This is a genomic window from Paenibacillus campi (assembly GCF_034659835.1).
In the GTDB taxonomy this organism is placed as follows: Bacteria; Bacillota; Bacilli; order Paenibacillales; family Paenibacillaceae; genus Saccharibacillus; species Saccharibacillus campi.
In genome coordinates this window covers 611,288-623,015 of the sequence record NZ_JAXSQZ010000002.1, presented here as the reverse complement: position 1 = coordinate 623,015, position 11,728 = coordinate 611,288, and the positions used below count along the sequence as shown (strand labels likewise).

Below are 11,728 nucleotides of genomic sequence, written 5' to 3'. Positions count from 1 at the left end.
ACCGACTAATCGCTTAAATCTCTAGGATAGCTTGTATACGCAAACCTATATGATGCGATTCGCACTTCACTGCGGGAAGAAATAGGGATAAGGACGACTTCAGTGTTTACGGTTTCCAAACACGGTGTGCAATGAAAAAAGGTTTTTGCGTAGCAAAATACCCTACCTCACACCACTACAAAAAAAGCTCCCGTCCACCCCGCACCGGGACAAACAGGAGCAATCATCTAGATTAGACAGGAGGAGAAACAGATTTTATTAACAGCATACACAAACTAATGCTGCTCAAAACATAACAGTTAAAAACGATACCACACACGATATAACACCGCTCATTCAGCCGGCTTGCTTCCTTACTCAAACCGACCATAAAACGCATCCCGATACACATCCGCCAGCTCTGTTACAAGTGGCATTTTAGGATTCGCGGTCGTACATTGATCTTCAAAAGCACGGTCGGCAAGATCGTCCACATGCGCTTCAAAATCTTTGGCATCAAAGCCCAGTTCCTGGAACGTTTCTGGAATGCCGAGTTTGCGGTTTAGATCGCGAATCGCATTGACCAGACTGTTCACGCCTTCTTCGATAGTGCGAGCTGGCAGTCCGAGAATACGGGCGATTTCGGCATAACGCTCATCAGCGATAAAGTGCGAATATTTTGGGAACGACGCAAATTTAGTCGGTTTTTTCGCATTGTAGCGGATGACGTGTGGCATCAGAATTGCATTCGTGCGACCGTGTGCGGTATGGTATTGACCGCCCCATTTGTGGGCAAGGCTATGGTTAATGCCGAGGAACGCATTCGCAAATGCCATCCCTGCGATCGTCGAAGCATTGTGCATTTTTTCGCGTGCCAGTTTATCGCCGGTCAGTGCCGATTGCTCCAAATATTGGAACACGAGTTGGATCGCTTTGATCGCCAGTCCGTCGGTGTAGTCGTTCGCCATATTCGATACGTACGCTTCAATCGCATGCGTGAGCACATCCATCCCGGTATCGGCTACTGCGACGCGTGGCAAAGTGTACACAAATTCAGGATCGACAATCGCTACGTCCGGTGTCAGTTCATAGTCTGCGAGCGGGTATTTCGTATTGCCTTTTTCTTTATCGGTAATGACTGCAAACGATGTCACTTCCGAGCCTGTACCCGATGTCGTTGGAATCGCTACAAATTGCGCTTTTTGACCGAGATGTGGGTATTTGTAAATTCGTTTGCGAATATCCATAAATTTCTGCTTCAAGTTATCAAAACTTACGTCAGGGTATTCGTAAAACAGCCACATGCCTTTGGCAGCATCCATTGGCGAACCGCCGCCAAGCGCGATAATGCAGTCCGGTTGGAAACGTTCCATCATCTGGCGTCCGCGTTCGACGGTCGTCGTCGATGGATCAGGCTCCACCTCGGAGAACACTTCGATCACAACCGGAGTTTGACGCTGACGGAGATAATGTTCCACTTTTTCTACATAACCGAGCTGTACCATCATCGGGTCGGTGACGATGGCGACACGACTAATGTTGGGCATTTTGGCAAGATATTGTGTCGAGCCTTTTTCAAAATAGACTTTCGCTGGGATTTTGAACCATTGCATATTCACAGTACGGCGAGCCACCCTTTTAATATTAATCAAATTAACGGCTGTAACGTTCGACGATGTGGAATTGCGTCCATACGATCCACAACCGAGTGTGAGCGACGGCAAATTCGTATTGTAAATGTCGCCGATTGCCCCATGTGTCGATGGCGAATTGACGATAATACGTCCGGTTTGCAGACGATCTGCGAATTTTTGAATCACTTCTTCATTGTTCGAATGAATTGCCGACGAGTGACCCATCCCGCCAAACTCTACGATTTGGGCAGCACGCTCGATGCCTTGCTCCGCATTTTTCACTTTATAACAAGCCAGCACTGGGCTTAACTTTTCGGCGGACAATGGATATTTGGTACCTACGCCTTCCAGTTCGGCAATCAGGATTTTGGTGTTAGCTGGCACGGTAATGCCGCTCATTTCGGCAATTTTGGTTGCAGGTTGTCCGACGATGGCTGGGTTTACAGCGCATTTTTCCACATTCATTGCACTAGCGGTCAGTTTGGCAACTTCGTCTTTGCTAAGGAAATAGCAGCCATTATCGATCATCAACTTTTTCACTTGCTCGAATACCGGTTCTTCAATCACAACCGCCTGCTCGGACGCACAGATCATCCCGTTATCAAACGATTTCGATAAAATTAAATCTGTCACCGCTTGCTTCAAATCCGCACTTTTCTCGATAAAAGCAGGTACGTTACCTGGACCTACGCCAAGCGCTGGTTTGCCGCAGCTATATGCCGCTTTTACCATCGCGCCGCCACCGGTAGCGAGAATGAGTGCCACATCCGGATGATTCATGAGCGCATTCGTTTTGTCCATCGATGGCTGTTCGATCCATTGAATACAGTCGGCTGGTGCACCGTGTTTCACCGCTGCTTCAAGCAATATTTGGGCTGCTTCACGGCTACACTGTTGGGCGGATGGATGGAAACCGAAAATGATCGGGTTACGTGTTTTGATTGCGATCAATGCTTTGAACATCGTCGTCGATGTCGGGTTCGTGACAGGCGTAATGCCCATAATGATGCCGACCGGTTCAGCGATTTTTTGGAAGCTGTCATACGCGTTGTCCTCGATCACGCCGACCGTTTTTTCATTTTTAATGCTATGATAAATGTATTCTGTCGCAAAGATGTTTTTTGTAATTTTGTCTTCGTATACACCACGACCGGTTTCTTCGACAGCCATTTTGGCAAGGTGCATATGTTTATCCAGCCCGGCAAGCGCCATCGCCTGTACGATCTGATCAATTTGCTGCTGATCCATTTTCATAAATGCGGAGTAGGCTCTGTTCGCTTTATCGATCTGTTTTTGAATTTCTTCCTGTGCAGTTACCTCTACCGTGCGGGCGACATCATTTTTAACAGCCATTTCTCTCATCCTCCTCAGAATGTGCGTTGCTCTTGTCTACGCACTGATCATAGCATAGCGATAAATGTGATAATGTGATGTTTTTCACAATAAATTTTGATTTTTAAAAATTTTCTTGTCTTGTTTTTTGCTTTTGCATTTTAAATCATAGCGCGCTATAATATAAGTGAAAATAATCACAAACTTTCACAACTTAAAATTTCTTTTATTTCAACCGATAGCAAATAGAGGAAAAGTGGCATATTTGAAATTATTTTACTAATTTTTCCTTTAATTTAATGCAATTTGCTTATTTTCACGTATAATGGGGACATAAAGGAGAGGAACAATGATGAACAAATCGATGGAATTGATGAAGCATAGCGAAAAAAGCAATACGAGCAGCTTCTCGCCTGTGAATTTGGAGCGCATGCTTGCTTATGCGACAGATCGCAATATTGCGGCGGGATCGCATCTGTTCTGGGAAGGCGATATTTCTGACAAATTGTATTACATTAAAAGCGGACGCGTCAAACTAACTAAATCGACGGACGAAGGGAAAGAGCTAATCCTGTACCTGTATCAGGTTGGTGATATTATCGGTCAAGCTGATCTGTTCTCAGGCACCCGACTCGGTTTCACTGCCGAAGCACTGGAAGATACCGAAGTAGCGGTCATCGATCATAAAGACTTGGAGCTGATCATCTGTCAGCATTGTGACTTTGCGCTCGATTTTATGAAATGGATGGGCACGCACCATCGCCTGACACAGACCAAAGTGCGCGATCTGATGCTGTACGGTAAACCAGGTGCGCTCTGCTCCACTTTGATTCGCCTAGGCAATACGTACGGTAAACCACATAATGAAGACGGATCGATTTTAATCAACAAAAAGATCACTCATACCGATCTGTCGAATATGATCGGTGCGACCCGTGAAAGCGTCAACCGTATGCTAAGTGATCTACGCAAACAGGATACGATCGAGTATGAGCACGGTATGATCATTATCCATGATCTGGAGGCGCTACAGGAAGTGTGCCATTGCGAGCTGTGCCCGAAAGAAGTTTGCCGGATTTAATCCCCACTCCCCTCCCCATTGTACGGGCTTTACTGCAACCCGGTTGTGATAATGCGAAAAAAGCTTTCCACCGGAATCGTACCGGGGAAAGCTTTTTTTATGGTCGGATACTGCTGCCTTGACGTTGCAGACGGCATGTATACATTAATCAGTCTACCCAATGCTCTGCCCAGTTCTGAATCTGCTCCATCACCGGCTTGAGGGCATGACCTTTCTCTGTCAGTTCATACTCAATCCGTACCGGCGTTTCCGGATATACTTTCCGAACGAGTATGCCACTTGCTTCCAAATCTTTCATGCGCTCCGAGAGCATTTTATCGCTCATCATCGGAATAAGGTTTGATATGTCCTTGAACCGTTTCGGTCCGCTCATCAACGATTGAATAATGAGACCATTCCAGCGTTTGCCTAGGAACGAAAAGGCTGTCTCAAAGCGCGGACACAATCCCAATTGATGCTGTTCCATCATCTCACCTCTTTACTCGTCCATAGCCCAATCACATATGGATGCAAATTCAACTCTCCACTCGCAACTTTCAACTTACAATAAGTTAGCACAAATATCTTACCATATTTCCGATCATAAGCAAACGAAAACATGGCAATTTATGCGCTTTAGCAGGCGTTTTGGCGAGCAGACTAGCTAAACATCATCCACTATAATAATTGTTCGCTACCGCTTATATTTTACTCTTTTTCCAATCCATTACGGAGTCGTCACTGTCTCATCTCCACACGTCCCCTTGCAAAAAATTACGCAAATGATGCAAATCTTGTTCAATTACCGTTTCTAGTGCACGATTGTACAAAATCGCTGCTGGATGATACAACGGGAAAATCCAATATGACGTTGTACCTTCATAATAACCGCGTTCCGGGTGATCACGCTCCACATGTCGAATGACGCTTTGCCGAGGCTGCCCGTGCAGATCAGACACACGCATTCCGTTGCCGAGCAGCCGTTGCAGTCCAATATTGCCAACTGTAATGAGTAATCGTGGTTGCACGACTGCAAGTTCATAATCAAGAATCGGCGCATGTGCAACAATTTCGCTCGCCGTCGGCGTACGATTGGAACGGCTTATACGCTCCGGATTCCCTTTGACTGGACGATCTCGATATGGACGGCTACGTACCGCGCTCGTCATATACAGATCGTCGCGCGTAATGCCAGCAATGTGCAAATATTCATCCAACACTTTACCAGCCTGTCCGCAAAATGGACGTCCTTGCACGATTTCATTCCCGCCAGGTGCTTCTCCGACCAGCATAATGTCACCAGGCCATTTGCCAAATCCAGCTAAAAAACCTTCCAGCTTTTTATGTTCCACACGCCGCCGACAAGCTGCAACGAGCTCGGGCGGAAGCGGCACATGACCGATATGAAAAGAGTGCTCGCTACAATCGTTACCGTTCGCGGCTGACTCGTTCGGGTGATCTGGCTGACCGCATGAGGATGTATGAGGATGAATCATCGGTATCACTCCTTTGCGTTTCATCTGCGAATCGTTGAAAAAGGCTGGCAATCCGATCATAATGTGCGTATCCAACTATGCACAAATAAACAACGGCTAGTAGGCTGTCTCAAGTAAAAATCGTGTTTGAATGTACATTAACCGCTTCATCATCAAGCGATAGTTAGATCGACAAACTGTGTATGTACTTAAGACAAGCTATTAGTAGGCTGTCTCAAATAAAAATCAGGTTCACACATACCTAAACGTGTTCATTGTCAAGCAATTATGAACTAGGCATACCGTGAATTTATCCGAGACAAGCTACTAGTGACTTGTCTCAAGAAGATGTAAGGTTGCGTCCATCTGAACCCTGCTTGAGCCGTACAGGATTCAGACGAACGCAATCCCTTGATAAATTTGAGACAAGCTACTAGGGCGTGTCTTTAAACTGCTGTACAGATCGTTCGGTACGGGTAATTTGCGTCACACTACGTTGTACAGGGTGTTATTTCCGACCTTTACGAACAATAAAATGATACGTAGGATCGTTTGAACACACCATTTAGTCTGTTGATCAATTTTCTCGGTTGAGACACTAGTCCATACATTTATAGATCGATTGCATACAAAAATGCGTCTGCCGCTATATTACCTGGCAGACGCATTTCAAACACGTCATACAATTATTATGCAGCTCATGCTAGCTATCACATAAAAGTAATCGATACGAGACCAACGGTTACTTGCAGTATGATTAACAGGGACTTGCTGCCATCATAGATTGCAATGCAGCAAGGTAACAGCCCTTCTCTTATGCTAATAATTATCCGTACATTATGCGAATCATACTATTGTATAGTGTCAACCGATCGCCAACTCACTGCGACCATAACAACGAAGACGCTGACCTCTATTTAGTTGACGATACCGCCAATCAGATCGTTACATGACCTGCTAGCGCACGTTGCGGCTCGGTGCGACCAAATTGAGGACGCTCGTTCGTAACCGGATATGCCCAGCGTACCGCATTAGCGATAATGTGCATAATATCTTGATTGTGATACGTCGGATACGTTTCATGACCGGGACGGAAATAGAAGATTTTGCCGTGACCGCGACGGTACGTACAGCCGCTACGGAACACTTCGCCGCCTTCAAAATTGCTCAAGTATACCAGTTCATCCGGAGCAGGAACATCGAAAAATTCGCCGTACATTTCTTCTTTGTCGAGCGTGATCGAAGGGTTAACGCCTTGAGCGATCGGATGCGTCGGATTGACACACCACAAAATTTCTTGCTCATCCGCTACACGCCATTTCAGATCGCAGCTCGTGCCCATCAGTTGCTTGAACGGTTTCGAGAAATGTCCGGAGTGAAGAACGATCAGTCCCATTCCTTCGTGAACCCGACGTACGACGGCTTCTGCAATATCGTCGTCAACTAGATCGTGGGCGGTATGACCCCACCATAGCATCACATCGGTCGAGTTCAAAACAGATTCGGTCAGACCGTGTTCTTCCTGATCGAGTGTAGCGGTACGGCAGGCAAAGCCTTCTTTGGACAGCCCGTCTGCTAGTACTTTGTGGATTCCTTCCGGATATATAGCCTTCACGTCGTCACGGATTTGCTCATGTACAAATTCATTCCAGACTGTTACGTTAATCATACTGTTACTGCCTCCCTGTTGTTAAACCCACCACATCTCACCGAGTTCTTCCTCGATCATCACCTGTTGCAAGTTGTGGACGGCTTTAGTAAAACCTTCATTGACGGACATCAATCCGTCTTCGTGTTCAATGCTGACAACATAGTCATAGCCTACAAGACGAAGCGCACTAATGATATCAGCCCACGTTTTCAGATCGTGACCGTAGCCTACAGTGCGGAACTGCCATGCGCGGTCTTGCATCTCCGCGTAGGAGTGCATGTCCGTGACGCCGTTCATATTCATATTATCGGTGTCTGTAAGCGTATCTTTAGCATGAAAATGATGAATTGCGCCATTTTTCCCCAAAATTTTTATCGCAGCGACCGGATCGATACCTTGCCACCACATATGGCTTGGGTCCAAATTGGCACCAATCGCCTCGCCAGCCGCTTCACGCAGGCGCAGCATCGTGCCTGGTGTATGGACGGAGAAGCCGCCATGCAGCTCGATCCCGACTTTGACATTGTGATCGGAAGCGAATTTTCCGTTTTCCGTCCAGTACGGAATAATTTTCTGATTCCATTGCCAATCCAGCAGCTCACTGTAATCGTTCGGCCACGGTGCGACTGGCCAGTTCGGATATTTAGCATTGTCGCTATCACCTGGACAACCGGAAAAGGTATTGACTACCGGTACGTCCAGCTTTTGCGCCAATTGAACCGATTTTACGAAATCATCATGCGATTCCTGTGCGATCGCTTTTTGCGGATGCAGCGGGTTACCGTGACAACTGAGTGCACTGATCGTCAAACCGCGCGATTCAACCGCTTTTTTAAACTCGCGCAGCTTACCTGCGTCAGCGAGCAGCTCGTCCGGCTTGCAGTGTACAGCGCCCGGATTGCCACCCGAACCGATCTCTACTGCCTTGACTCCTTTTTCGGCTACATAGTCAAGCGCCTCCTCAAAGCTTTTATTGTTCAGCAATACCATAAATACGCCCAATTTCATTCGTGTTTCCTCCTGGTTCATCCGTTTTTTTAGGTAAAAGTGCGGTCGCTATCGTGTCCGATGATGTCGAATAATCTTCTATTTATTACTACGAACCGAGCGCCGATAAAGTTTTGAATTTCCAGTAATTTAATTAATAAAATTTATTCGATATGCACGCACAATAAGCAGATTGTGCTACTACCGCTATCGTTTACTAACTAAACCTGCTTTAAAAGCGATATGAATCACGTTCAAAGTACTAAACATATAACGTTGATTTTGATAATGTCATGCCATTCCTATACAGGTTCGCATCAAGATGAAGTATACGGCAACTTACCTTAAACCGTAACCGTCTCCGGCTGCAACTCGATCGCTTTACCGGTACGTGCAGATTCATAGATCGCTTCCAAAATCTGTGTTACGACGAGCGCTTGCTCCGGTTTGACGAGCGGCTCGGTATCGTTGACGATCGCTTCCAGCCACATTCTCGCTTCGCGTGCACCAGCATCTTCCGCTTCGCCAGAGTAAAAAGCGACACCGCCGGAACCGAGATCAACTTGACTGTCGATCAGTCTGCCGTTTTTCTCACCGTTAATATGCAGCCCGTCGCTCATATCCGCGCCGCCTTCTGTACCGCATAACAGCGCTTGTGCTTCGCCAAATTTGCGTACATTCAGCGCCCAGCTCGATTCGAGCGAGATTACCGCACCATTTTCCATCGTAATAAAACCGAATGCGGAATCTTCCACTTTAAATTGTTCCGGGTCCCACGGGCCGAATGCATTAGCAGAGTTTGGACGCGGGCCAAGCTTATGGAAGGTGGAACCGAGCACTGTTTTAGGCTTGTAATTATCCATCAGCCATAGTGTCAGATCAAGCGCATGGGTGCCGATATCGATCAACGGGCCACCGCCTTGTTTATCTTCATCAAGAAAGACGCCCCATGTCGGTACGGCGCGGCGACGCAATGCAATCGCTTTGCCATAGTACACATCGCCCAGATCGCCTTCTTCTACCATCTGTTTTAAATACAGACTGTCATCGCGGAAACGGTTCTGGTAAGCAATCGATAGCTTTTTGCCAGTCCGTTGCGCCGCTGCTACCATCGCCCGTGCTTCGGCGGTCGTCTTTGCCATCGGCTTTTCGCATAATACATGCTTGCCTGCTTCCAATGCGTCGATACTGATGACTGCATGCGAATCGTTCGGCGTGCAAACGTGAATAACATCGATGGTATCATCTTGCAACAATTGCTTGTAATCGGTGTACACTTTCGCGCCTGTAGCGCCGTATTGCTCGGCTGCCTCGGTAGCGCGTTTTTCCACGATATCGCAAAATGCAACGATCCGTGCGAGTGGCTGTTTGGCAAGACTAGGCAAATGTTTGCCTTGCGCGATGCCGCCACAGCCGATGATGCCAATATTCAGCGTCTGCTTAGACATTGACAGGTCCTCCCTTAGCGCCATAGCTTTTTACCCAATTGATGCTTTGCTCAACACTTTGCAGCGGTGCTTGCAGACTGTTATCCTGCTCTACGATAATCCACTCTGCGCCCGCTTTGTCGGCAGCATCCCCTACACGTGCTACTGGCACTTCGCCTTCGCCCAATTCCATCATTTGGATACCATCATCCGTACGCTTGAAATCTTTCCAATGGACGAGCGGCAAACGACCTGCATATTTGTCGATATATTCGATCGCATCATAACCGCTATATTGTACCCATGCGGTGTCCAGCTCAACTTGGATCAGGTCAGCAGGCAATTCGGCATACAGCGCATCCAGCACCGTGTGGTCGCCAATTTTCTCGGTCAATTCAAAATCATGGTTGTGATACAGCAGTACGACATCGTTCTGGTTGCACACTTCGGCAATTTTGCGCAAATTGGCAAACAGCTCCGACCAATTGCCACGCTGTTCTTCGGACAAATAAGGAACGATAATATATTTATTACCAATCGCTTTGTTATAATCGATCAGCGACTGGGCATCATTTAGCAAGTCATTGTATTGCGTATGGGAACCGACCACTTCCAAATTGTGCTGTTTTAACAGATCAGCGATCTGCTCGGCACTACGCCCGTAAAAGCCAGCAAACTCCACCCCTTGATAACCAAGCTCGGCAATCTTTGCAATCGTACCTTCAAAATCACGTTCCAAATCTTCACGAACCGTAAACAGTTGCAATCCTACTTTTAACATCGTTGTATTCACTCCTGTATGATAGATTAGTAGATCGATATGACGATCGTTATTTACTTTGTTTGTAGTGAAGTTTTACTGGTAAAAACTGCCTTGACGGTAACCGGCACGACTGCCGATAATGACATGTTTGCCTTCCAATGAAGAACGCTGGAACGCATGCATCACTTCAAGCACATGGTACGCCAGTTCACCGCTGGCACGATGCGGACGATGTTCACGAATCGCTTGCACCATCTCGCTCACGCCTTTGCCGCGATCATTACTAATCGGCTCAAATACGGGCGGCAATTCCTCAAAACTGTCCGCTCCTGCACGTTTTAAACGTACCGCACCGTCAAAAAAGTTTGGATCAGGCACATCAAGTGTACCTTCGGTGCCATAAATTTCGATCCGTGGCAGCTGTGAGCCGCCCGGAATATCGAAGCTGGTCACCATCGTAGCGATAACGCCATTTTCAAAATCGATCGTGCCGGCAAGATGAGTCGGCGTTTCGACCCGGATCGATGTGCCTGCCTTTGGCCCACTATGAATTTTGCGATCCGGGATTTGAATGCCTGCCGATGAGCTAACCCGAGTCATCGAACCGAGCAAGCTTGTAAGCGCAGTCAAATAATAAGGTCCCATATCGAACATCGGGCCACCACCCGGTGCGTAGAAAAATTCAGGGTCAGGGTGCCAGCCTTCCGGTCCCGCTCCCATCATAAACGCGACCGCGGCGATCGGACGACCGATCAGCCCGTCATCAATCGCTTTGCGCGCCGTTTCCAAACCGGCACCGAGAAATGTATCCGGTGCACTGCCGACGCGTTTGCCGGTTTCTTTCGCTTTTTCCAATGTACGGCGACCGTCATCAAGCGAGACCGCCAGCGGTTTTTCGGCGTACACATGCTTGCCTGCCGACAACGCTGTCAGATTAACGCCGGCATGAGCAGCAGGAATCGTCAAATTAATAATGAGTTCGATATCGTCCTGTTGCATCATTTCTTCCGGTGTGAAGACGTTTTCAATACCGAATTCTTTAGCCCGTTCTTCCGCACGTTCTCTCACCATGTCGGCACAGGCTACGATTTCGATCACCGGATTTGATTTCAAGTTTGTAAAATAAATAGCGCTAATGTTACCGCATCCGATTAATCCGGCTTTCATTCGCTGCACGGGTAATCCTCCTTTGGTGCTTACGAAGCGTATGATAACCCCTTATGTACGTTGGACTTATCGATACGATTGTCCGCGATTTTCAGGTACAGCCCGCTGGTCTTGTTCATTATGTGCAAACCGCACATCCAGAAGCTGTCCTTTTATGTTGTTTTTGGCTCGTAACCATAGTATTACGAAATCGTTTCAATTAAAATGAATAATATGATCAAAACATGAACAATTTGGTCAAAATTTAAATTTG

10 protein-coding genes are annotated in these 11,728 nt (G+C 47.1%); 2 read left to right on the top strand and 8 right to left on the bottom strand.

Annotated elements, in window-relative coordinates:
* Positions 1–353: 353 nt before the first annotated feature.
* On the bottom strand, positions 354–2,966 hold the full coding sequence (gene adhE, locus U1I11_RS07825) for a bifunctional acetaldehyde-CoA/alcohol dehydrogenase (RefSeq protein WP_322905381.1): 2,613 nt from the start codon (positions 2,964–2,966) through the stop codon (positions 354–356).
* Between the two features lie 331 nt (positions 2,967–3,297).
* Here adhE and U1I11_RS07820 point away from each other — a divergent pair, with 331 nt between their 5' ends.
* Positions 3,298–4,026, top strand: a complete 729-nt coding sequence (locus U1I11_RS07820) for a Crp/Fnr family transcriptional regulator (protein ID WP_416235608.1) — start codon at positions 3,298–3,300, stop codon at positions 4,024–4,026.
* 148 nt (positions 4,027–4,174) lie between these two features.
* Here the strand turns inward: U1I11_RS07820 and U1I11_RS07815 are convergent, their stop codons facing one another.
* Together U1I11_RS07815 and U1I11_RS07810 are read right to left on the bottom strand one after the other, a co-directional pair.
* Positions 4,175–4,492, bottom strand: a complete 318-nt coding sequence (locus U1I11_RS07815; RefSeq protein WP_322905752.1) for a winged helix-turn-helix transcriptional regulator — start codon at positions 4,490–4,492, stop codon at positions 4,175–4,177.
* 259 nt (positions 4,493–4,751) lie between these two features.
* Positions 4,752–5,501 (bottom strand): uracil-DNA glycosylase, encoded by a 750-nt coding sequence (locus U1I11_RS07810; protein ID WP_322905377.1) that lies wholly within the window; start codon positions 5,499–5,501, stop codon positions 4,752–4,754.
* Between U1I11_RS07810 and U1I11_RS07805 the strand changes: the two genes are divergently transcribed.
* Positions 5,493–5,618, top strand: coding sequence for a hypothetical protein (locus U1I11_RS07805; protein WP_322905375.1), 126 nt, complete (start codon positions 5,493–5,495; stop codon positions 5,616–5,618). The genes U1I11_RS07810 and U1I11_RS07805 overlap by 9 nt on opposite strands.
* A gap of 799 nt (positions 5,619–6,417) precedes the next feature.
* On the opposite strand, the gene U1I11_RS07800 is transcribed toward U1I11_RS07805, so the two are convergent.
* The 5 genes from U1I11_RS07800 to U1I11_RS07780 all read right to left on the bottom strand — a co-directional run bounded on the left by U1I11_RS07800 (position 6,418) and on the right by U1I11_RS07780 (position 11,484).
* Positions 6,418–7,149: a ThuA domain-containing protein gene (locus U1I11_RS07800; protein WP_322905373.1), complete on the bottom strand. Its 732-nt coding sequence runs from the start codon at positions 7,147–7,149 to the stop codon at positions 6,418–6,420.
* Between the two features lie 21 nt (positions 7,150–7,170).
* The gene (locus tag U1I11_RS07795) at positions 7,171–8,139 is read right to left on the bottom strand and encodes a sugar phosphate isomerase/epimerase family protein (protein WP_322905371.1); all 969 of its coding nucleotides are present in this window, start codon (positions 8,137–8,139) and stop codon (positions 7,171–7,173) included.
* A 323-nt stretch (positions 8,140–8,462) separates the two neighbouring features.
* Positions 8,463–9,566: a Gfo/Idh/MocA family protein gene (locus U1I11_RS07790; RefSeq protein ID WP_322905369.1), complete on the bottom strand. Its 1,104-nt coding sequence runs from the start codon at positions 9,564–9,566 to the stop codon at positions 8,463–8,465.
* Positions 9,559–10,326: a sugar phosphate isomerase/epimerase family protein gene (locus U1I11_RS07785; RefSeq protein ID WP_322905367.1), complete on the bottom strand. Its 768-nt coding sequence runs from the start codon at positions 10,324–10,326 to the stop codon at positions 9,559–9,561. The genes U1I11_RS07790 and U1I11_RS07785 overlap by 8 nt, the downstream gene beginning before the upstream one ends.
* Positions 10,327–10,401: 75 nt before the next feature.
* Complete coding sequence (locus U1I11_RS07780; RefSeq protein WP_322905366.1) at positions 10,402–11,484, bottom strand: Gfo/Idh/MocA family protein; 1,083 nt, start codon at positions 11,482–11,484, stop codon at positions 10,402–10,404.
* Positions 11,485–11,728 lie beyond the last annotated feature (244 nt).

Coding starts and splice junctions, on each gene's coding strand:
- adhE (WP_322905381.1), bottom strand. CDS start 2,966: ATGGCTGTTAAAAATGATGTCGCCCGCACGGTAGAGGTAACTGCACAG.
- U1I11_RS07820 (WP_416235608.1), top strand. CDS start 3,298: ATGAACAAATCGATGGAATTGATGAAGCATAGCGAAAAAAGCAATACG.
- U1I11_RS07815 (WP_322905752.1), bottom strand. CDS start 4,492: ATGGAACAGCATCAATTGGGATTGTGTCCGCGCTTTGAGACAGCCTTT.
- U1I11_RS07805 (WP_322905375.1), top strand. CDS start 5,493: ATGAATCATCGGTATCACTCCTTTGCGTTTCATCTGCGAATCGTTGAA.
- U1I11_RS07810 (WP_322905377.1), bottom strand. CDS start 5,501: ATGATTCATCCTCATACATCCTCATGCGGTCAGCCAGATCACCCGAAC.
- U1I11_RS07800 (WP_322905373.1), bottom strand. CDS start 7,149: ATGATTAACGTAACAGTCTGGAATGAATTTGTACATGAGCAAATCCGT.
- U1I11_RS07795 (WP_322905371.1), bottom strand. CDS start 8,139: ATGAAATTGGGCGTATTTATGGTATTGCTGAACAATAAAAGCTTTGAG.
- U1I11_RS07790 (WP_322905369.1), bottom strand. CDS start 9,566: ATGTCTAAGCAGACGCTGAATATTGGCATCATCGGCTGTGGCGGCATC.
- U1I11_RS07785 (WP_322905367.1), bottom strand. CDS start 10,326: ATGTTAAAAGTAGGATTGCAACTGTTTACGGTTCGTGAAGATTTGGAA.